21 protein-coding genes are annotated in these 21,326 nt (G+C 29.4%); 3 read left to right on the top strand and 18 right to left on the bottom strand.

Translation table 11 applies throughout. From position 1 onward, the window contains the following. Positions 1–255: 255 nt before the first annotated feature. Together L0U72_RS10530 and L0U72_RS10525 are read right to left on the bottom strand one after the other, a co-directional pair. Entirely contained in the window at positions 256–888 is a 633-nt protein-coding gene (locus tag L0U72_RS10530; RefSeq protein ID WP_233885648.1) for an NAD(P)H-dependent oxidoreductase, read from the bottom strand. 71 nt (positions 889–959) lie between these two features. After that, a complete protein-coding gene (locus L0U72_RS10525) occupies positions 960–1,547 on the bottom strand; it encodes a TetR/AcrR family transcriptional regulator (RefSeq protein ID WP_233899132.1) in 588 nt (195 codons plus the stop codon). Between the two features lie 278 nt (positions 1,548–1,825). Between L0U72_RS10525 and L0U72_RS10520 the strand changes: the two genes are divergently transcribed. Next, on the top strand, positions 1,826–2,017 hold the full coding sequence (locus tag L0U72_RS10520; RefSeq protein WP_101918271.1) for a cold-shock protein: 192 nt from the start codon (positions 1,826–1,828) through the stop codon (positions 2,015–2,017). 56 nt (positions 2,018–2,073) lie between these two features. On the opposite strand, the gene L0U72_RS10515 is transcribed toward L0U72_RS10520, so the two are convergent. Further along, positions 2,074–2,535 carry an Lrp/AsnC family transcriptional regulator gene (locus L0U72_RS10515; RefSeq protein ID WP_101918272.1) on the bottom strand — a complete coding sequence of 154 codons (462 nt, stop codon included), beginning with the start codon at positions 2,533–2,535 and terminating at the stop codon, positions 2,074–2,076. 290 nt (positions 2,536–2,825) lie between these two features. On the opposite strand from L0U72_RS10515, the gene L0U72_RS10510 reads away from it, so the two are divergent. After that, a complete protein-coding gene (locus tag L0U72_RS10510) occupies positions 2,826–3,671 on the top strand; it encodes a YitT family protein (protein WP_233899130.1) in 846 nt (281 codons plus the stop codon). A 79-nt stretch (positions 3,672–3,750) separates the two neighbouring features. Here the strand turns inward: L0U72_RS10510 and L0U72_RS10505 are convergent, their stop codons facing one another. Then, positions 3,751–4,362 (bottom strand): DEAD/DEAH box helicase, encoded by a 612-nt coding sequence (locus L0U72_RS10505; protein WP_193700193.1) that lies wholly within the window; start codon positions 4,360–4,362, stop codon positions 3,751–3,753. Positions 4,363–4,874: 512 nt separating this feature from the next. Here L0U72_RS10505 and L0U72_RS10500 point away from each other — a divergent pair. Continuing rightward, the gene (locus tag L0U72_RS10500; protein ID WP_101918275.1) at positions 4,875–5,573 is read left to right on the top strand and encodes a pseudouridine synthase; all 699 of its coding nucleotides are present in this window, start codon (positions 4,875–4,877) and stop codon (positions 5,571–5,573) included. Positions 5,574–5,751: 178 nt separating this feature from the next. On the opposite strand, the gene L0U72_RS10495 is transcribed toward L0U72_RS10500, so the two are convergent. The 14 genes from L0U72_RS10495 to ribD all read right to left on the bottom strand — a co-directional run bounded on the left by L0U72_RS10495 (position 5,752) and on the right by ribD (position 21,278). After that, entirely contained in the window at positions 5,752–6,231 is a 480-nt protein-coding gene (locus L0U72_RS10495; RefSeq protein WP_233885668.1) for an Lrp/AsnC family transcriptional regulator, read from the bottom strand. Between the two features lie 193 nt (positions 6,232–6,424). Then, positions 6,425–7,573 carry a M14 family zinc carboxypeptidase gene (locus tag L0U72_RS10490; RefSeq protein ID WP_233899129.1) on the bottom strand — a complete coding sequence of 383 codons (1,149 nt, stop codon included), beginning with the start codon at positions 7,571–7,573 and terminating at the stop codon, positions 6,425–6,427. Between the two features lie 82 nt (positions 7,574–7,655). Next, positions 7,656–9,122 (bottom strand): aminotransferase class V-fold PLP-dependent enzyme, encoded by a 1,467-nt coding sequence (locus L0U72_RS10485; RefSeq protein ID WP_233899127.1) that lies wholly within the window; start codon positions 9,120–9,122, stop codon positions 7,656–7,658. A 162-nt stretch (positions 9,123–9,284) separates the two neighbouring features. Next, entirely contained in the window at positions 9,285–10,181 is an 897-nt protein-coding gene (locus L0U72_RS10480) for a hypothetical protein (protein WP_233899125.1), read from the bottom strand. A 46-nt stretch (positions 10,182–10,227) separates the two neighbouring features. Further along, entirely contained in the window at positions 10,228–11,619 is a 1,392-nt protein-coding gene (glmM, locus tag L0U72_RS10475) for a phosphoglucosamine mutase (RefSeq protein WP_233899123.1), read from the bottom strand. A gap of 158 nt (positions 11,620–11,777) precedes the next feature. Then, positions 11,778–13,007 (bottom strand): DUF5018 domain-containing protein, encoded by a 1,230-nt coding sequence (locus L0U72_RS10470; protein ID WP_394801460.1) that lies wholly within the window; start codon positions 13,005–13,007, stop codon positions 11,778–11,780. A gap of 7 nt (positions 13,008–13,014) precedes the next feature. Then, the gene (locus L0U72_RS10465; protein ID WP_233899119.1) at positions 13,015–14,388 is read right to left on the bottom strand and encodes a PQQ-binding-like beta-propeller repeat protein; all 1,374 of its coding nucleotides are present in this window, start codon (positions 14,386–14,388) and stop codon (positions 13,015–13,017) included. Between the two features lie 100 nt (positions 14,389–14,488). Continuing rightward, a complete protein-coding gene (rpsA, locus tag L0U72_RS10460) occupies positions 14,489–16,264 on the bottom strand; it encodes a 30S ribosomal protein S1 (RefSeq protein WP_233897991.1) in 1,776 nt (591 codons plus the stop codon). A gap of 341 nt (positions 16,265–16,605) precedes the next feature. Then, entirely contained in the window at positions 16,606–17,247 is a 642-nt protein-coding gene (locus tag L0U72_RS10455; RefSeq protein WP_233899117.1) for a sterol desaturase family protein, read from the bottom strand. A 67-nt stretch (positions 17,248–17,314) separates the two neighbouring features. Then, positions 17,315–17,866 carry a hypothetical protein gene (locus tag L0U72_RS10450; protein WP_233899115.1) on the bottom strand — a complete coding sequence of 184 codons (552 nt, stop codon included), beginning with the start codon at positions 17,864–17,866 and terminating at the stop codon, positions 17,315–17,317. Positions 17,867–17,879: 13 nt separating this feature from the next. Beyond that, positions 17,880–18,527, bottom strand: coding sequence for an IMPACT family protein (locus tag L0U72_RS10445; RefSeq protein ID WP_233899113.1), 648 nt, complete (start codon positions 18,525–18,527; stop codon positions 17,880–17,882). A gap of 44 nt (positions 18,528–18,571) precedes the next feature. Continuing rightward, complete coding sequence (locus L0U72_RS10440) at positions 18,572–19,435, bottom strand: EamA family transporter (RefSeq protein ID WP_233899111.1); 864 nt, start codon at positions 19,433–19,435, stop codon at positions 18,572–18,574. Between the two features lie 21 nt (positions 19,436–19,456). Next, positions 19,457–20,062, bottom strand: a complete 606-nt coding sequence (locus L0U72_RS10435; protein ID WP_233862467.1) for an HAD-IA family hydrolase — start codon at positions 20,060–20,062, stop codon at positions 19,457–19,459. A gap of 82 nt (positions 20,063–20,144) precedes the next feature. After that, entirely contained in the window at positions 20,145–21,278 is a 1,134-nt protein-coding gene (ribD, locus tag L0U72_RS10430; protein ID WP_233899109.1) for a bifunctional diaminohydroxyphosphoribosylaminopyrimidine deaminase/5-amino-6-(5-phosphoribosylamino)uracil reductase RibD, read from the bottom strand. Between the last annotated feature and the right edge of the window lie 48 nt (positions 21,279–21,326).

Below are 21,326 nucleotides of genomic sequence, written 5' to 3'. Positions count from 1 at the left end.
GGAAATTTTTTAGTTTTACTCAATTACGGTTACTAATKCATCCATCGGTWTWSTAWCTTTTCCAAAGATAATTTTGGTTGGATTTTTAAATTGAAAATTATTCATCTTTTAATTTTTTAGGGAAATTTTTTAGTTTTACTCAATTACGGTTACTAATTCATCCATCGGTTTTCTAACTTTTCCAAAGATAATTTTGGTTGGATTTTTAAATTGAAAATTATTCATCTTTTAATTTTTTAGGGAAATTTTTTAGTTTTACTCAATTACGGTTACTAATTCATCCATCGGTTTTCTAACTTTTACTAAGTTTACTAGCCAATCTTCGTCTTCAGCTCTGTAACCTAGGGGAAGTAATACAGCACTGCGCAATCCTTTTTCACGTAAGTTTAAAATTTCATCAACTGCGGCAGGATCAAATCCTTCAATAGGCGTTGCATCAACTTGTTCATAAGCTGCGGCTGTAATAGCTTGTGAAAAAGCAATGTAAGCTTGTTTTGCTGCGTGATTAAAATTCTCTTCGGCATCTTTCTGCGGATACGTACTTAATAACATTTGACGGTAATTTTCCCATCCTTCGTTTTTAAAGCCACGAATTTCGTTTGTTAAATCGAACATATGATTAATTCTATCTTCGGTATAAGTATCCCAAGCAGCGAAAACAAGTAGGTGAGAGCAGTCAGTAATTACCGATTGATTCCAAGCGATTGGTCTAATTTTTTCTTTAATTTCTTGATTTTTAATCACGAAAATTTCGAAAGGTTGTAATCCGCTTGAAGTTGGTGCTAAACGTGCTGCTTCTAAAATACGCGTTACTTTTTCTTCGGATACTTTTTTACCGTTCATTGCTTTAGCGGCGTATCTCCATTTTAATTTGTCTAATAATTCCATAGTTGTTCTTTTTATATAATTTATATTGAGTTGAGGTTGAGGTTTATTTTTTATTTATACTGATTCATTAATTACACTTTACACATTTTGATACTATTCCAAGCAGATTGATATGCTTCTTCAATATGAGTTTCATCCAAAGTAAAAACACCTCTTTTTTGATAAATCATTAAAAAAGATAGCGGATTAATTGCATACGCATATAATATATAATCGGACATTGGTTTAATAATTCCTTCTTTTTTACCACGATTCCAAAGGTCGAGTAGTGGCTGTAAATGCTTGATTCCTTCTTGACGACTTGCTTCATCAATCATTGGTGTATTATCACATTGCGCTAAAAACATGGCATTTTCACATTCTTTGAGTTTAAATTCCGCAATACGATTCCAAATTAATTTAAAACCAGCTTCCACAGAAAGATTGTTATTATATGTAGCAAAGGCGTAATCAGTATATTTTGATTTTACTTCGATATAAGTTTGATTTACTAAATCTTGTTTGCTTTCAAAATAAAGATAAATCGTAGCAGGCGATACTTTTGCCATTTTTGCAATTTTACTCATCGGCGTAGCGTGAAAACCGTTGTTATTTACCAGCTCGATAGTTGCTTTAACAAGTGCATTTCGTTTATCAATACTTTTTTGAAGTTTAGCCATTTATAGTTTATTATAATTATTCTTTCTTTTATTACTGATGTAATGTACATCTATTCTGACACAAATATACAATAAACATACAATAAAAATGAATGTTCATTCTTTTTTTGATATTTTTAACTTTTAAACTTTAATAGAGCTTGAAAATACTCAAAGAATACTTATAAAGTATTTATACTTTAAAAAAAATCAGGAATAAAACACATAATATACTTTTGTTTAGATTAATGACACTATATTTGCAAACTAATAAGTACTAACAATTAATTTACATTACGATGAGTAAAGGAATAGTAAAATTTTTCAACGACACTAAAGGATTTGGTTTTATTACAGAAGAAGGTGTTGAAAAAGACCACTTTGTACACATTTCAGGTTTAATCGACGAGATTAGAGAAGGTGACGAAGTTGAATTCGATTTAGAAGAAGGAAACAAAGGACCAAATGCAGTGAACGTAAAAGTGATCTAGTATATAATCCATATATTTTCAAAAAAACCTCATCAATTTATTGATGAGGTTTTTTATTATACATAATACGCTGTTTTGTCGATGATTTCTTTAAGGACAAACGAACTTTCTAAAACACCGATGTTTTCAATTTTAGATAATTTTAAACGTACAAAATCATGATAATCTTCAATTCCTGGTAAGTTGATGTGTAAAAAATAATCTACTTTTCCCGCCATGTGATAACATTTTTGAACCTCTTTCAATTCTTTTATTTGCGCTTCAAACTTATCCATAAAACCTTGATTATGATATCGCAAAGAAACCATACAAATAGCCGTTATAGGTCTATTTATATGGTTTTTATCTAAAATTGCTACATATTTTTTAATAACACCTAATTTCTCCAAACGCCGAATCCTATCATAAATAGGAGAGACCGTTAGATTTAAACTTTGAGAAATTTCTTTCGCGGTCTTTTTACAATCTTCTTGCAAGATTCGTATTATCTTTAAATCAACTTCATCTAATTTTATCATTTTATGCTATTTTTTATATATGATTCTTTTAAAAATCAAGATTATTATTTATCAAAAAACCGTAAAAATCACTTAAAAAAAATCAAAACAACTTCTTAAAAAGTGATATACTTTTAATTATTACTATAAAACAGCTAAAATTACTTATTTAATACGATAATCAAGTGTTTATTACTATAAAATAAGTAATAAATATATTTTTGCACGGATTTTAAAAGATTTTTAAACAGATTTAATCATCATCAAAAACTCAAAAAACAACTTTATAAAAAAAAATAAAAACGGTAATAATGATAAACAATAATAAAATGAGTGCTGAATTTAAAAACTATGGATTAGTATTTATTGGATCTTTAATAGTCGCACTGGCTTTTGCATTATTTATAGTGCCTTATAATATTGTGCCTGGTGGAGTTTTTGGACTTGGAATTATCCTGAGTGAGCTTATTGGTTTTTCATCGATTGGCGTTATCGCATTGTGCATTAACATTCCTTTATTACTTTGGGGAACTAGTTTGTTGGGAAAAAAAACAGGGTTTAAAACTGCTTTTTTCATGATTTCATCATCATTTTTATTAGATATTATATCATTATTTACAAAAAATCAGGTTTTAATTGATGATATTTTATTGTCGTCTATTTTAGGCGGAATCCTTATTGGTGTTACCATTTTTTTAGTTAAAAAAGCAGGAGCAACCACTGGTGGACAAGATATTTTAGCCAGAATTTTAGCGACAAAAATCAATATTAGTTTTAATCAATTAATACTTATTATTGATGCTTTAATTATTATTTCTGGAGTTCTTACTTTTGGAAATTATAAAATAGCTACGTATTGTTTGATAACAATTATTGCGACCAGTAAAACAATCGATTATTTTATGAAACAAGATATTCAGAATAAAACAATGCTTGTTTTCTCTAAAAAGAATGCTTTAATTCAAAAAAATATCATGGGTGATACGACTATTTATCAGAAATTCATCAAGATAATTCATCAAGATTCTAGTGAAAAAATGATTTTAATCACAAAAAATAATAAAAACTTATCTGTTATTGAGAGTATTATTTATAATACAGATCCTGATGCTGAAATAATTACGTTAGCCTCTAATTTTAGTTTAAGTAATGTTTAAGTAAGTTTTAAGTATAAAAACAAAAAACGGAATTGTATAGTATACAATTCCGTTTTTTGTTTTTAAATGATATGCTTTTTTATACTGATATAACTCTAGAATGTTCCATAAAGTACGATTCAAAACGTTTTAATGTTGGCGATATTTTATCGGCATATAAAACAAACTGACATTTATTGATACTTTGTGTAATTCCCATTAGCGCACTGTATGCGTTGGTATTTTTCAGAAATTCGGCATCTTCAATACTAAAAATTGTTAATTGTGATGGACTGATTCCGTTAAGTAAAAACAATTTATTCATTCTTTTAGGCGTAGAAATAAGAATATCAACACCTTCAAAAATTTCCGATTTTTGAGTATCTACATGCATTTTTTCATCGGCTAAATACACACGTATTTCTTTATAACGTGTATATTTAAAAAACTCTTTATATATTTCAGCTGCTTTTTCATTATTTTCAACGAGTACAAAGGCTCTAGGGCTGTTTCCTTCAGGTTGAAATTTTAATTTTTGCAAGGTTGTAAGTACAAGAGTCGTTGTTTTCCCGCTTCCTTCTAAGCCTGTACAATAGATATTTGCACCACTTTTTATAGCAGGAATACTTTTCTTTTGTAAGGGTGTAGGGGTTGTTATTTCTAAGGATACTAATTTTTCTTGTATTTCTGAATGTAATTTTTTAAAAGGCATAAAAGCTGTTTATCGTAAAATTTGGCGTGAAATTTATAAAAATGCAAATATACAACTAAACAGCAATAACATCAGAAAATTATCGTCATCCTGATTTTTTCTATTTTTAATATCTTTTTTAAAAATTAAAAAATAAAAAAAAGACTTTGAATTGAATATAGAAAAAAAAGACTTTGAATTGAATATAGATAGTGTAAGTAAGGTGTGTAGCGTGTAAAAAAGAAATCATAAATCAAAACCGAATTTGTTATTGTAAGAACTAAAAAACACTCTATTTAACATAATATTAATTATAATACATTTATATATATAGAAAAATAGGTGGTATAATGTATATAGTTTTAAAATAAATTTTAATTAAAATTTATTTATTTTTTTTATTTAAAAAAAACAAAAACAACTAACACGCGACTTTCTTTTATTACGAAACGAATTAATTTACTTTTACGAACTTTGATATATATCAATTAAAAAACAAAATCATCAACATCAAAAAAAAGCCAAAACAATTTATGAGCCTTACAATTCTTTATGAGGATGCTTATATCCTCTGTGTTTCTAAGCCTAATAATATCGTTGTTCATCACGCCTATCATTCTAGAAATGTTTCTGATGAAGATTCTTTATTACAAATACTATTCAATCAATTTGGACAAAAATTTTATCCAATCCACCGTTTAGACAGAAAAACTTCAGGAATTATTTTATTAGCAAAAGAAACAAAATACGTTTCTAAATTCCAAGAACTTTTCACGAACAATGAAATTCAGAAAACATATTATGGAATTGTCCGAGGACACGCTCCTGCTTCTAAAACGATTGATTCTCCTGTAAAAGGACGTGATTCTGACGTTTATAAAGAAGCCGAAACACATTTAAAAACAGTTGCAAATATTATTTTAGATATTCCTGTAAAACCTTACGAAACCTCACGTTACAGCTTGGTTGAAATGAAACCAACTACGGGAAGATTACATCAATTACGCATTCATCTCAATAAAATAAGTCATCCACTTATTGGCGATCCAAAATATGGTGATAAAAATCATAATATCATGTTTATTGATAATTTTGATTGTGAGAACTTATTTTTACACGCCTATTCTTTGGAATTTTCGCATCCTTTTTCATCAGAAAAACTTCTTATAAAAGCCAATTTTCCAAAAGATTGGACAACTGTTTTTAAACGATTTGAATGGGATTTTGAATAATAATAAAGCATCTTCTATCATCATTCTATTTAACATAATGTTATTTTTTTTTGATTTTTTTTGATTAATAAAAAAACAACATATATATATTGATAAAAATAAAACTTAAAAATCCCGCTTTTTAAAAGCGGGATTTTATACTAAAAGACTATAAATTAAGTTTTTACACTAAATTTCTCTAAATTTCTTTAAAAATAGCGTGCATTAAGCGTTTTTTATCGTTGATGCTTTCTTCCAGAGAAATCATTGTTTCGGTTCTGTAAACACCTTCAATATCATCCATTCGATAAATAATATCTTTTGCATCGTGTGTACTTTTCGCTCTCACTTTGCAAAATACGTTGTATTTTCCAGCAGTTACATAGGCTACAGTTACATTTGGAATCAATCTTAAATTGTCCAAAACGTGTTGTGTCATTGATGATTTTTCGAGATAAACGCCAACGTGAGCTATAAAAGTGTATCCCATTTTATCGTAATTTAACGACAATGTTGAGCCTTGTATAATTCCTTCGTCTTCCATTTTTTTAACACGTACATGAATTGTTCCTGCCGATACTAATAGTTTTTTGGCAATATCCGTAAATGGCGTTCGTGCATTTTCAATTAAAATGTCTAATATCTGATGGTCTATTTCATCGAGTACAAACTTCTTCATTCTTTTTTTTTCAGGTAAAATCACTAAAATAAGTTTTTATAAATTTTTTAAATAACAATTAAATGACTTTATGATTGTTTTTTAAGAGATAAATTTTCGGGTTTTTTATCTTGATACTTCTTCACATTTTATTATTTTTATTCTTTGACTATTTCTTTTTCTTTCGTTTTTCTTTTGTTTTTTTTTGATATAATTATTTACGTAATTCTTTGTGTCCGATATATGAAGATAAGTCTCCTTCTTTTTCTTTCTTTAAAGTCGGTGCAAATTTACCATTTTCTACTTTCTCTACATACTGAAAAGCCACATCTTTTTGATTATTTTCGTGATTATTTTCCGTTTTATTTCCTGTTCGATATATAACATCATAGAAGTTCTTGATATTGTTTGGAATAGCGAAATATTCTTGATGTTCTGTAGTATTATTTTTACAAGCAAGATGATAAATCCCTTGTAATAGTGCAAAAAAGTTAAATTTACGCACATTTTCTCGTTCATAATCGTTTGGAAAATGCCCTGCTTCTATCAAAATTGTATTGTATCCTAATTTTTGAAACGTATCTCCAGTGGCTGTTGGATAAAATTCATCGGTATATCGTCCTATATGATTCGGAATTATTTCCTGTAATAATTCATTCATGGCGATAATTACGTTCATGGTTTTTTTACGTCCTTCTGTAATTTTTCGGGTAATTTCTTCGGATGGTGCTAAGAATGAAATTGTTGCAGGATTTCGAGTTCCTTCCACGCCGAAAATGGTTCTTTGGTCATGTAGATTGAAGCAGAAATCAGGATTTACGGTATCTAAAATTTTGCGTAATAGTTTACTTTCTTTGGCTTTTAAATCGACGGCATCTCTATTTAAGTCGATATTATTAGCATTTACTCTGGTATAAACCTCAGCTCCATCAGGATTTAAGATTGGAATAATCGTAATTTCACAATTTTCTAAAATTGTTTTTGCAATGTTATTTTCTTGATAATTTTCTTCATTTTTCAAGAAGTTCAGAAAATCGAACACGGCTTTTGTTCCTGTGCTTTCATTTCCGTGCATTTGACTCCAAATAAGAATTTTTACTTGCTTATTTTCTTTTTTATTTTCTAAATCTAAATTTCCTGTTTTTTCTTGCTTAATTTTTAGTTGATAAATATCTTTTCCTTGTTCGGACTCCCCTATTTTATTTGCGGATATTTTTTGATAATTTTCAATTTTAACATTAGAAAATTCTTCAATAATTGGTTTAATATGTTCTAAGGTGATATATCTTCCAGATATTTTGGATTGTTTAATTTTTTGATAATTTTCTTCTAAAAAATCAATATTTAGTGTATTGGTATTCATCTATATTTTTTTATTCTGTTTTTTATTCTGTTTTTTTTTGTGTTTTTTTTAGATAATTTTAAATTTTAACTAAATTATGATTTTAATTTAAAAACCAATTTTCAACGATTTCTTTTTCTATTGATTTCCCAGATTGATGTGTATATTCATTTTTGAGGCTATCGTATTGATATTCTTTCGCCCAATTTTCGATATTTCCCGTTAATTCTTCTAAAGATTTACAGATAAATTGTACCTCATCATCGGTAATTGTGGGATGTATTGATAATCGTATCCAGCCAGGTTTTTGAGTATTACATCCTTCTAAAATCTGATTTTTAATTTCATTTGATGTATTTTGATTGACATTTAATAAGAAATGTCCGTACGTTCCTGCACAGGAGCAACCGCCTCTGGTTTGGATTCCGAATCTATCATTTAATAATTTCACGACTAAATTGAAGTGATATTTTTCATAATAGAAAGAGAAAATACTCAATCTATCTTTTTGATTTGGGGCTAATATTTTTACGCCATTTAATTTTTCTAAGCATTTAAAAATAACAGGATTTATTTCATTTTCTCTTTTTTTGATATTTTCCGTTCCCATATTATTTTTCAATTGCATGGCGAATGCAATTTTGATAGTTTGTAAAAAAGCGGGAGTTCCGCCGTCTTCTCTGGTTTCGATTTCATCAAAATAATCGTGTTGTCCCCACGGATTTGTATAACTCACCGTTCCTCCTCCAGGATTATCGGGAATCATATTTTTATATAATTTTTTATTGAAGATTAATACGCCTGAACTTCCAGGACCTCCTAAGAATTTATGAGGTGAAAAAAAGATAGCGTCTAAATATTCCTCTTTTTTCTTCGGATGCATATCTATATCGACATAGGGAGCGGAACAAGCGAAATCAACAAAACACAAACCGCCATATTTATGAATTAAAGAAGCTACTTTATGATATTCAGTTTTAATTCCTGTTACATTTGAACCTGCGATAATTGACGCTATTTTAATGGGTCTGTCGGCATATTTTTTGATGGTTTCTTCAAAAATATGTAAACAGATTAAGCCCTCATCATTACAAGGCACAACAACGACCTCAGCAATAGTTTCTATCCAAGAAGTTTGATTTGAATGATGTTCCATATGACTTACAAAAACGATTGGTCTTTTTTGGTCAGGAATTAGTGTATTTTCTTTAAGATTTTCAGAAACTTTGAATCCTAAAATTCGTTGAAATTTATTAACAACGCCTGTCATTCCAGAACCTTCGGTAATTAAAATATCATCTTCAGATGCGTTTACATGATTTTTAATACGTTTTCTAGCTTGATGATATGCTAATGTCATCACGGCTCCAGCGGTAGCAGTTTCTGTGTGTGTATTTGCGACAAACGCTCCTATTTCATGTAGTAATTTTTCTTCTATCGGATAATATAAACGTCCACTTGCTGTCCAATCGGCATATATCATTTTTTGTGTTCCGTAAGGCGATTGATAGGTTTGATTAATTCCTACGATATTCTTTCTAAATTGGCTGAAATAATCTTCTAAATTCATAAATTATCTATATAGAATATAAATTTAATTTTTTACATCAAAATAACCTAAAAATTATATAGAATTAACTTTTTTCTAACTTTTGTAAAAAATGTCTTTTACAAAAGAAAAAACCACTGTTTTTAGCAGTGGTTTTTTCAAAAAAAATATTAATTAATATTTTTACAATCTAAACTTTCCTCCTATTAAAATGGTTTTCTGAAGGAAGAAAAAGTTTTGCGAAGCGCTATCCGAAGAATTTGAAGTTGTTTTCACATCAGGCATATAAATATGTCCACCTTTCAAATCTGCTTGCACGTAAAAATGTTTTAAGAAGGAAATATTTACACCCGCCACAAGCGAAGCTCCATATCCAGACAAATGAAAAGAATCATTTCTATCTTTCCCTAATAATTTTGAATTTGTCTTCGGATATAAAATTCCCATTCCAAAACCTTCTGTTAGGTTAATTTGTAAGTTTTCAAGATTCAAACCAAACCAATGACTTACATCATCGAAACGTTTTAATTCTACGTTTACGTAATTTAAACCGTCTGTATGTTCGAAACGTAGAAAATCTTCTGCTAAATTAACAGTTTCATTATTGTACGTTCCGTCATATTTTGCATTTCCATCATTAATATTTCCGTTGATTTTCACATTTTGATCATCAATCATCACATATTTCATGTGGTCAACTCCGATAGAAACCGTGTAATTTTCTTTAAAGAAATACCCGATTCTATAATTTGTTTGCGGAATTGTAACGTTACCAGGGTTAAAATACTTGTTGAAAGAGAATTTTGTTTGTCTATCCTGTGCTTTTACATCCGATAAGGTAAAGTCATAATTATCGCCTTTAAAATGAATATCAGCATCACTATAACTTGCCCAATTCCATCCCCAATAAGCGAAAAACTTTCCTTTATTGGTTACTTTCTTTTTTTGGATGATAAATTTTTCGCTGTTACGCGCTTTATCATCTTCTCTATTTTCTTGCTTACTTTGCTCCTGTCCTATTATTGATGATGCGGTTACCGCCATCATTAATAAACTCAAACTAATTGTTCTTAATTTCAACTTGATTATTTATATTTATGTGTTGTTTTTTATTTCTTAAAATTATTTATTTGATAATTTCTTCAATTTCTGTAATGAATCTTTCAGCAAGTGCATCTGCATTTTTTTGGCTATCGCTTTCGGTATAAATTCTGATAATCGGCTCTGTATTCGATTTACGTAAATGAACCCATTGTTTTTCAAAATCAATTTTTACACCGTCAATTGTATTAACATCTTCATTTTGATATTTTAAAGTCATTTTTGATAAAACCTCATCAACATCAATTTGTGGTGTTAATTGAATTTTGTTTTTGCTCATAAAATAACTTGGATACGAATCTCTAAGTTCTTTACAAGACATTTTCTTTTTCGCTAAATGCGATAAAAACAACGCAACACCAACTAAAGAATCACGCCCGTAATGAGATGCAGGATAAATAATTCCACCATTTCCTTCTCCACCGATTACAGTATCAGTGTCTTTCATCATTTGAACTACGTTTACTTCACCTACGGCAGATGCTGTATAAATTCCACCATGTTTTTCAGTAACATCACGTAAAGCTCTTGATGATGATAAATTAGAAACCGTATTTCCTCCTTTTAATTTTCCTAAAACGTAATCCGCACAAGCAACTAACGTGTATTCTTCCCCAAACATAGAACCATCTTCTGATATTAAAGCTAAACGGTCAACATCAGGATCCACAACAATTCCTAAATCGGCTTTCTTTTTAACTACTAATTTAGAGATATCAGTTAAATTCTCTTTTAATGGTTCAGGATTATGAGGAAAATCACCATTTGGCTCACAATATAACTCGATACATTTAACACCTAATTCTTTTAATAAAGCAGGAATAAAAATTCCTCCAGTAGAATTAACACCATCAACAACAACTTTGAACTTTGCTTTTTTAATAGCTTTTACATCTACTAAATCTAAGTTTAAAACTTCCTTGATGTGTTTCTTTAAATAACGCTTATTCTTTCTGTAGCTTCCTAATTCATCAACGGCAGCAAACGTAAAATCTTCATTATCTGCTAAAGCTAAAATTTCTTCTCCATCTGCGCCGTTTAAAAACTCTCCTTTTTCATTTAATAATTTTAAAGCGTTCCATTGCTTCGGATTATGAGAAGCTGTTAAAATAATTCCTCCATGTGCTTTTTCTAAAGGAACAGCAATTTCCACCGTTGGTGTTGTAGATAGGCCTAAATCAACCACATTAATTCCTAATCCAACTAACGTGTTTGCTACTAAGTTGCTAATCATTTTACCAGAAATACGTGCATCTCTACCAATAACGACTTTTATTTTTTTAGCCGTCGGATTTCTTTTGATGATAAAAGCTCCGTAAGCTGCTGCAAATTTAACAGCATCTAATGGCGTAAGATTTTCGCTAGGCTTTCCTCCTATTGTTCCTCTAATTCCTGATATCGATTTTATAAGTGTCATAGTTTTTTAATTACTTTTTTGATTTTCACTACAAATATAATGGTAATAAAGAAATTAATATAAAAAGAAGAAACCTTTAATTATAACCAAGTTACAATTAAAGGTTTAAAAAAATTTTACTACTTGAATTCAACCTAAAAGTATTTATATTTATCTATTTACTTGAAAATTGTATTAATTGTAGTACCAACCCTACGGTTTTCACCATATAATGTAATGGTTTTTTCTTGCTCTGAATTTCCGAAATATGATGGAAATAAATAGCTATAACCCAATGTAACTGTTAATTCTGTTTTTTTATTGTTAACAGTTAAATCAAAACCATAACTGATTGAACTTGAACTTGAAATCATGAAAACGGAACCATTTGAAGGGATAGAAATAGTATTAGGTAAATTCTCACCAGTGATAATTAATATATCGCCACTAAAATATCTGTTTTTATTTAAAGAAGTAATAATTGGTATATCTTCGGCTAAAACATCGATATTAAAAGTTGAAACAGTTTTAACGTTACCGTCTATCAAATATTTAAGTTTGTAATTAGTCGCTGTAGCAATATTATCTGGAAAACTATACCGAAAAGTATTAAAAGACATTCCGTTTGTATAATTAGAAGAATTTGTAATTGATGTGTTTTTTATTATATATGAGTTCTGTTCATTTTCTAACACTAAAGTGGAATTAGGTACAGATAAATCGATACCTGTCCCCGAAATAATTGCAGTAGCATTACTATAAAACATTTTATAGTGATTATCAAAAAACTGAAAAGCTTTGGTTGTTAGTGTGAATGTAGATGTTTTACCATTTTCTGCTGTTACAATATATTCAACTGGTAAGTAGAAATTTTGTGGTCCTTCTTTAACGGGAAGAATTGATGCTCCATCAGGTATAGAAAACACGATATTCGCAGTTTCTAGTGTATTATCAGTTTCTACATATAATGTTTTAGCATCATTATCTACTGTACCTTCATATTTTTTAGCATTAATTAATAATTTAAAATTAAGGATATCTGTATTAGAACTGATATTATTTACAATTACTCTGTATATATTTGATGCTCCATTCTCTGCTATAATTGTATAGACTATCTCATTCTCGAAATTTTGAGAGATATTTACTACTGGAGATATACTTGATTTATCCGAATATTCTATTATTGGCACTAAAGATGTTAGATCCGCATCTTCAGTATTGAGTGTTATTATTTTATTTGTTTGATTAATTACACCAGAAATTAATTTTCCTGCAATATTCAATTGAAACGATGTTATCTTATTTTTATTATTCAGAACTATTGGTAATATTTCAGGAGTATCCTCTTTTTGACATGAAAAAAGTACACCAAAAAATAATATTACTATAAATATTTTATTTTTCATAATTTAATTAATTTTTTAATCCGTTAACACTTGGGTAAATTACTTTTTCCCCTTCTCCAATGATAATTATTGGAGATTTAATTATAATTTCCGTATGTTTTTTCTTCCAATTAAGTATACCTGTTTCGGCATTTATAGCATACATATTTTTACTCCAATCTCCTATGTAAACAATATATTCAAATACAATAGGCGAAGATGTAGTGTTATTATCTAAATCAAAACGCCAAATTAATGACCCATCATTTGCGTTTAAGCATAACAATTCACCACTTCCATTCTTTGATACTCCAATGTATACCTTATCATTATAAATGAATGGAGATGTCTCTATTGATGAATTTAAAGTCAACGGATTATACTCCCATATAGTAGTGCCTGTTTTTAAATTATAAGCATATATTCCCCTATAAGTAGCTGTGATAATTGATTCTTTAAATTGTGTTGGAGAAGCATAAAATGATATCTCTGATTCTGAATCGATACTCCAATTTTTAATTCCTGTATTTTTATTGAGAGAATAAAATCTACCACTATTATCACCAAAAAAAATGTCATTATTTACTACCAAGGGATTCGTATATGTTTTATAAGCATTTTTTTCTAATTTAAAGTTCCAAATTATTGCTCCTGTTTGTTTATTAATAGCAGATACAATGCTGCTACACGTAAATATTTTATCAGAGTCAATAGATAAAGGAGCGTAATGATGTGGTAAATTACGTTGCCATAGCTTTCCTCCTGTTATTTTATCTATACAATATAAAGTAGAGCCAGAATCAAGAGCATAAATATTAGCAACATCTACAATTATGCTACGATATTCATCGATCTTTTTATTAGTAGGTTTACTTGTCCAATTAGTTTTTCCAGAAAGAATATCCAATCCATTTACTCCATTTATTCCAGAATAAATAAGGTTATCGGATATGACATGGCTTTCTATAAATGAAGTTTCAGTTTTCCACATAGGTTTTAAAGTATAAAGATCTAATGCGTAAAGTGTTCCTCCAAAACCTGTATATAACAATATTTTACTTTTGGAGCTTGAAAATTTAAAACGAACCTCAGTTGTTCCTCCTTTTTTATCTGTACCGATTATTCTACCTACATAATCTTCATTATATGCGAAGACTGTAGAACTGATAGATTCCGTAGTTTCTGTGATAAGTATTGAATTTACATATAATTTATAAAATATTTGGTCACCATCTTTATCTTCAGCATCACTCCAATTTATAGTAACTTTTGGTCCGTCTAAAACAATATCATCAATCTTTATAGTTCCAGGTTTTGAGTTTGGTTCAATAGTCGGGGTTTGGTCATCCGATGAACAAGAAAAACAAATAATAATAGATATTATTAAGGTGATATATTTCATTTAAAGCTAATTTACTAATTTAATTTTTTTTACATAAAAACAACATTAAAAAAACCCGCTACTTTCGTAACGGGTTTTAAGAGTTTATGATAAAGAAATATTATTTCCCTTCCATTTTTCTTTTTAATTCAGCTAATCCACCAATATCTCCTAAAGTAGTTTTTTCTACGTCAGCAGCTTTTTTAGCAGCAGCCTTGATGTTTTTCTTTTCTTCTTCTTTGAAAAGAGAAGTATGAGAAACAACAATTCTTCTGTATTCTTTACTAAATTCAGTAACGATGAACTTTACAGCATCACCTTTTTCTAATTTAGAACCGTCTTCTTTTTCTAAGAAACGAGTTGGAGCGAAAGCTTCGATACCATCTGCAAAAGTTACAGTTGCACCTTTATCATTCTTTTCCTTGATAGAACCTTCGTGAGTAGATCCGATTGCATACGTAGCTTCATGAGCATCCCAAGGGTTATCTTGAGTTTGCTTATGACCTAAGTTTAACTTACGGTTCTCAACGTCTAATTCTAATACTTGAACTTCTAATTTATCACCAACAGTAACAAAATCAGAAGGATGCTTAATTTTCTTAGTCCAAGATAAATCAGAGATATACACTAATCCGTCAATTCCTTCTTCTAATTCAACAAACACACCAAAGTTAGTATAGTTACGTACAGTTCCAGTATGCTTAGAGTTTACAGGGTACTTAGTAGTAATATCAGTCCAAGGATCTGGATGTAATTGCTTCATACCAAGAGACATTTTACGGTCTTCACGGTCTAAAGTTAAAATTTGAGCTTCAACCTCATCACCAACTTTTACGAAATCTTGCGCAGAACGTAAGTGAGTAGACCAAGACATTTCAGAAACGTGAATTAAACCTTCAACACCTTCTTCAACCTCTACAAAAGCACCATAATCAGCTAAAACAACAACTTTTCCTTTAACTTTATCACCAACTTTTAAATCAGTATTTAAAGCTTCCCAAGGATGAGAAGATAATTGTTTTAAACCTAATTGAATTCTAGATTTGTTATCGTCAAAGTCTAAAATTACAACATTTAATTTCTGATCTAATTCAACAACCTCATTCGGGTGGTTAATACGAGACCAAGATAAATCAGTAATATGAACTAAACCGTCAACACCACCTAAATCAACAAAGACACCATAAGAAGTAATGTTTTTAACAACACCTTCTAATACTTGTCCTTTTTCTAATTGACCGATGATTTCTTTCTTCTGATCTTCTAAATCAGCTTCAATTAACGCTTTATGCGATACTACTACGTTTTTAAATTCGTGGTTGATTTTCACAACTTTGAATTCCATAGTTTTCTCTACATACTGATCGTAATCACGGATAGGCTTCACATCAATTTGAGATCCTGGTAAGAAAGCTTCAATACCAAATACATCAACGATCATACCTCCACGAGTTCTGCACTTAACAAAACCGTTAACGATTTCACCAGTTTCATGTGCATTATTAACACGTTCCCATGCTTTAATAACACGTGCTTTTTTGTGAGATAATACTAATTGACCAGAAGCATCTTCCCTTTTGTCAACTAATACCTCAACACTATCTCCAAGTTTTAAACCTGGATTGTAACGGAATTCGTTTAAAGAAATTACTCCCTCTGACTTAGAGTTGATATCGATAATTGCATCTCTATCAGTAATTCTTGTAACGGTTCCTTCGATAACATCACGTTCATTTACGAAACCTACTGTTCCTTCTAACGCTTTTTCGAATTCTTGTAATTTAGATTCATCAACTTCATCAATACCTTCTTCGTATTTATGCCAGTTAAATGTTGCTAAAAATTCTGCTGGGTTTACTGTTACTGCTTCAGCAGCTGTGTTTTTTTCTTCAGACATGTCTGAACTAGTTTTTGTATCTTTCTATTGATCAGATTCTTAGCGATATCAATATAAAAGAGAATTAAAATATAAATTTGTTTGCTGCCTTTGTTAAATCTGTTCTCGTAAAAAGGCGTGCAAATTTACGATGTTTAATCTTAAAAACCTATAAACACCTTTGATTTTAAGTAAGTTAAATATTTCACCAGCTTCTAAATTATGATATTCTTAGTTTTTAGCCTTATTTTTTACAGTATTTAAAATACCTCTCCGAGAGTTGTTACGGATTTCGTAAAATTAAAAAATATAAGTTCTTGTTTTTATTGGATTTTTTAAATGATAAAAAACAGTGCACACTCCTATTTTTTTATCGTTTTAAATATTTTATCCCAAAAAACAGTATAAAATCCATAATTACGATAGTTTAATTGATGATGTTTCTGATGAAAACTGTTTGTTGTGAATATCAAAAGGTCTTTTTCTTTTTGTACGTTTAAATGTGTAATGACTCCGTAAAGCCAGTTAAAAACAAGAAATACTATAAAACTATATAAATTAAATGAAAATAATATTGATACCATAGTCAACAACAAACCAAACAAGACAGCTTCCCAAAGCGACATATAATACAAACTAACAGCATTGAATTTAATAGTATGTTCGTGATGTTTTGCGTGAATCCTATTTAAGTAACTTATATTATGAGAACACCAATGTAATATGTACATTAAAAAATCCATCAATATAAAAAGCGCTATAAAGGATGTTATAAAATTATCCGAGGAAAAAGTTATGATATCTATTTGCCATAATATATAACCAGGAACTGCAATAAGAATGTTTATCAATAATATTAGTAAAGAATACAGTACTTCTTTCTTAGAGATGTTTGTGTCGTGTTTATATCGTTTATCCCAAAAATTACTAATAATGATATTAAACACATACCCTATTATATTTGCTGATATCAGTAATGAGAAAAATATAATAGGGTTTTTCATGATGGTATTGTTTGGTATTCACGGTACGTATATATTGTATTGTAACGTCGTTTGTTTATTTTATTTATTATTTAAACGCTAATGATTTGAAAATTAAATCGGCATCTGCTTGGTATTTTTGTTGATATTTTTCTTCGGAAGAATACGTAAACGTGTAATAATTCCCTTTTACTTCAAAAAAGAATCTTATTGTGTCGTAATTTACCGAATTCCAATCGTGTTTATAGTGCTGTACGTAGGTTGTACCAAACCTAGTTTGATGTTTAGTTACTTCTTGGAGCGATACTTCTTTTTGCGTAAAATGATGATTAATATAATCTTCTGTAACTTTTTGAAGTGTTATTTTTTCGCTTCCTATTTTTTTAGGCGTAATATTAAATATTCGAACGGTATTTTTATAAAAGATAGCGCCTAGATTTTTAGGTGTATATGTTACAAAATCATGATCGGCAACTGCTTTCCAATTTTCGGGAAGTTTTACCGTGTAATTTTGAGCGTTTCTGTATGTTTTTATTTCTGCTTCAGTTAGATGATGAATTTTAGGTTTATTAGCGCCACAACTCGTTAATATCAATATTAAGGCTAAACAGCTTAAAGATGTAGATATTTTTAATTTCATTTTTTCTTTTTATTTACTCCTCAATTCTTTTAATACTTACTTTAAACAGATTATCAAAAATATCAAAAACTGTTTGTGCGTCTTTTTTACGAACCGATATTATATATTGACAATCCATTTCTAGTTTTTGAGCTGTGATATTTAAGTTTCGTTCTTTTACAACACGCTGTACTTTATTCATCATATCATAACCGAAATTTAATTGATATTCAATATCGATTGTTTTTTCTTTGATATCAGCAATTTCCAACGCCATTTTTGCTGAGGTTCTGTAAGCGTTTATCAATCCGCCTACGCCTAGTTTTGTTCCGCCAAAATAACGAACAGACACAATTAATATGTTTGTCACATCAAAAGCTTGAATTTGCCCATAAATAGGCATTCCTGCCGAGTTACTTGGTTCTCCGTCATCATTTGCTCTGAAACGCATTTTTTCTGCTTCAATTCCAAATTGCCAAGCATAACAAAAATGACGTGCGGTATGATGTTTTTTTCGTAATACTTCTATTGCTTCTTTAACTTCTTCTTCGGATGACACAGGAAAAGCATATCCGAAGAATTTACTATTTCTATCTTTAAAAAGAGTTTCTTCAGATGAAATATCGATTGTTTTATAGGTATCTTTTATTTTATTTTCTGCTGTATTATTTATATCACTCATAATTTTATTTTCTACTGCTTTAATCTCTTTCTTATAATTTATGCTTATGCCGATGCGACTACTAAAATACTGATAATAGCCACTATAATTCCTATCCAATTTTTTACAATTAATTTTTCTTTAAAGAAAATCAGGGCAAAAACGGTTGTTAAAATAACGATGGATACATTATTAATGGTAAATACTGTAGCACTTTCTAAACCTTCTGTTTGGAGAGCTTTTAGTAGAAATTCCATGGCGTAATAATTCGGGATTCCTAAAGCAATTCCACCTACGATATTTTTCCAATGAATTTTAAGTTTTCCTTTGATAAATTCTAGTATCATAAAAAAACATCCGAAGATAAAAGCGAAACCAAAGATTGTAGCTAAAAACAATGGAACATCATTTTTGGAAACTGTTGAACTTTGCATATATTTCAAGCTAGCATCAATTATTCCCGAACCGATAAATAACAATATCGGATATTGCAAATTTTTTAGCGATATGGTTTTTGTATCGCTTTTTGCGGATGCTAAATATACGGCAATCAAGGCGAATAAAATCCCTATTATTTTGATTGTTTCAAGTTGTTCATTGTATAGAAAAACGCCCAAAACAATCGGGATAACAACGGACATTTTTCCTGCTATTGAAGCAACTGCTAAGCCATTTTTTTGGGCGGTAATTCCCATTACGTTAAAAATAAGAATAAATAAAATTCCTAGAATAAACGCCCCCGTAAACCAATTTTGTTGCGATATTTCTAAAATAATCACTGTTTTTTTTGATGTATGAATCCCTAATAAGAATGCAATTAGATAATTTACAACAATCGCTTGTGAAGTATTGATTTTAAAAACGTCAAATAATTTGAATATTACAAACAGCAAACTTGATATTAAAATACTGATGATGAGGTACGTCATTCGTCATTCTATTTTTTTATTTTATCTTTCTAATAACGAAATTACATCTTCTTTTCCAGGGATTAAATTCCAAGTTTGAATGCCTAATTTTTGTGCTGATTCCGTATTTTCTTTTAAATCATCGACAAAAAAAGTTTCAGAAGCTTTTAAATTATTTTCATTTAAAACAAATTCATAAATATTGGCGTTTGGTTTTCTAAAATTTATTTCATGCGATAAATAAAATTGTTCAAAACAGTTTTTAAATTCTTCATATAATTCTGTTCCCCAATTATTTTGAATCCATGAAATATGCAAATCATTGGTATTGCTTAATAGGAATAATCTATATTTTTTTGATGCTGAAAGTTCTTTTAAAAACGTGAATCTATTTTTAGGGAAATCTAATAAAATGGCATTCCAAGCATTTATTAAATCGGTACGATTTAATTGCGGAAATTTATGTTGATAAAAAGCAATAAATTCATCCGTAGAAATTAAACCCATTTCATATTGATAATAGGTTTGCATCATATCTTCCGAAATAGTTGTTACGCCTAATTTCGCCATTTCTTTGTATGTTGCTTGTTTATCTAGGTTGATAAAAATATCACCAAAATCAAAAATTATATTTTTTATTGTTTTCATTTATATTTTAGTTATTACTAATTTTCAGTGAACATTCAGTGAACAAGGGGTTTAAACCCCTTGTTTTTTTTAACTTGTTTTTTTAAATATTTGTGTATATTTTTAAAACATCATTTTTGATATCTTCTTTTTTGATCAATTGTATTTTTTCTGCGGATAATTTCGGTGCTTTCACGCCTTTTCCGAAGGATATTTCTTCACCGATAAAAATTTGTGCTTCGTCCCAGATATTTTCATCAATAAAAGTTTGGAGTGTTTTTGTTCCGCCTTCAATAATTACAGATTGTATTTTATGTTTTTGTAAAACGTCACAAATTTGCGTTGCTATTTTTTTTGATGAAAAATTAATATATTCATAAATAATAGTTTCTTTTTTTTCTTCGGATAAAACCTCAGCTTGTTCTTTTTGTTTTTTTGTTCTTTTTTCGGTTAAGATAATTGTTTTTACTTTTTTATCAAAAACGGTTACATTTAACGGGATTCTCAAATTTTTATCTAAGATAATTCTCACAGGATTATTTCCCGACCAACTGCGAACCGTTAGCGATGGATTATCTTGAATAACGGTATTTGTACCCACAAGAATTGCGTGTTCTTTGCTTCGTATTTTGTGTACAATTTGTTGCGAATACGGATTCGAAATCCAAACAGGTTTTTGTTCATTTCTTTTTAGCGGAGCGATAAAACCGTCTGCAGTTTCTGCCCATTTTAAAATAATGTATGGACGTTTTTTATTTTGAACGGTAAAAAATCGTTTATGATGTTTTTTACATTGATTTTCTAAAACGCCAACAGTTACCTTTATTCCTGCATTTTTCAAGCGTTCGATTCCTTTTCCAGCGACTAAACTATTGGTATCTAGGCAACCGATAACGACTTTTGATAATTGATTTTCAACAATTAAATCGGCACACGGCGGTGTTTTTCCGAAATGCGAACACGGTTCGAGCGTTACATAAATGGTTGCTTTTTTTAGAAGTTTTTTGTCTTTCTCTTTTACCGAATTTATTGCATTTACTTCTGCGTGATTTCCACCATACGGACTTGTAAATCCTTCGCCAATAATTTTATTTTGATATACGATTACTGCTCCAACTGATGGATTTGGACGTGTTGTTCCGATACCATTTTTTGCTAATTGCAAACAGCGTTTTATATATTTTTCGTCTTGTTTTTCGTGTTGCTGATTTTCGTTATTTTTTTCCTTATTTTTCAAGATTCAAGAGTTTCATTTCAATAATATTTAAAAATTCTAAAATATAAA

It is taken from the genome of Tenacibaculum piscium, from assembly GCF_021390755.1.
In the GTDB taxonomy this organism is placed as follows: Bacteria; Bacteroidota; Bacteroidia; order Flavobacteriales; family Flavobacteriaceae; genus Polaribacter; species Polaribacter piscius.
Note: the sequence above shows the minus strand (reverse complement) of the source record. Positions and strands in the feature narration are given on the sequence as shown.

What these genes read in the sequence shown, in the direction of transcription:
- L0U72_RS10465 (WP_233899119.1), bottom strand. Translation starts at nt 14,388, where the DNA reads ATGAAATATATCACCTTAATAATATCTATTATTATTTGTTTTTCTTGT.
- L0U72_RS10440 (WP_233899111.1), bottom strand. Translation starts at nt 19,435, where the DNA reads ATGACGTACCTCATCATCAGTATTTTAATATCAAGTTTGCTGTTTGTA.
- glmM (WP_233899123.1), bottom strand. Translation starts at nt 11,619, where the DNA reads ATGACACTTATAAAATCGATATCAGGAATTAGAGGAACAATAGGAGGA.
- L0U72_RS10495 (WP_233885668.1), bottom strand. Translation starts at nt 6,231, where the DNA reads ATGAAGAAGTTTGTACTCGATGAAATAGACCATCAGATATTAGACATT.
- L0U72_RS10525 (WP_233899132.1), bottom strand. Translation starts at nt 1,547, where the DNA reads ATGGCTAAACTTCAAAAAAGTATTGATAAACGAAATGCACTTGTTAAA.
- rpsA (WP_233897991.1), bottom strand. Translation starts at nt 16,264, where the DNA reads ATGTCTGAAGAAAAAAACACAGCTGCTGAAGCAGTAACAGTAAACCCA.
- L0U72_RS10515 (WP_101918272.1), bottom strand. Translation starts at nt 2,535, where the DNA reads ATGATAAAATTAGATGAAGTTGATTTAAAGATAATACGAATCTTGCAA.
- L0U72_RS10435 (WP_233862467.1), bottom strand. Translation starts at nt 20,062, where the DNA reads ATGAAAACAATAAAAAATATAATTTTTGATTTTGGTGATATTTTTATC.
- L0U72_RS10520 (WP_101918271.1), top strand. Translation starts at nt 1,826, where the DNA reads ATGAGTAAAGGAATAGTAAAATTTTTCAACGACACTAAAGGATTTGGT.
- L0U72_RS10505 (WP_193700193.1), bottom strand. Translation starts at nt 4,362, where the DNA reads ATGCCTTTTAAAAAATTACATTCAGAAATACAAGAAAAATTAGTATCC.
- L0U72_RS10500 (WP_101918275.1), top strand. Translation starts at nt 4,875, where the DNA reads ATGAGCCTTACAATTCTTTATGAGGATGCTTATATCCTCTGTGTTTCT.
- L0U72_RS10530 (WP_233885648.1), bottom strand. Translation starts at nt 888, where the DNA reads ATGGAATTATTAGACAAATTAAAATGGAGATACGCCGCTAAAGCAATG.
- L0U72_RS10510 (WP_233899130.1), top strand. Translation starts at nt 2,826, where the DNA reads ATGATAAACAATAATAAAATGAGTGCTGAATTTAAAAACTATGGATTA.
- L0U72_RS10485 (WP_233899127.1), bottom strand. Translation starts at nt 9,122, where the DNA reads ATGAATTTAGAAGATTATTTCAGCCAATTTAGAAAGAATATCGTAGGA.
- L0U72_RS10450 (WP_233899115.1), bottom strand. Translation starts at nt 17,866, where the DNA reads ATGAAATTAAAAATATCTACATCTTTAAGCTGTTTAGCCTTAATATTG.
- L0U72_RS10455 (WP_233899117.1), bottom strand. Translation starts at nt 17,247, where the DNA reads ATGAAAAACCCTATTATATTTTTCTCATTACTGATATCAGCAAATATA.
- L0U72_RS10490 (WP_233899129.1), bottom strand. Translation starts at nt 7,573, where the DNA reads ATGAATACCAATACACTAAATATTGATTTTTTAGAAGAAAATTATCAA.
- L0U72_RS10445 (WP_233899113.1), bottom strand. Translation starts at nt 18,527, where the DNA reads ATGAGTGATATAAATAATACAGCAGAAAATAAAATAAAAGATACCTAT.
- L0U72_RS10470 (WP_394801460.1), bottom strand. Translation starts at nt 13,007, where the DNA reads ATGAAAAATAAAATATTTATAGTAATATTATTTTTTGGTGTACTTTTT.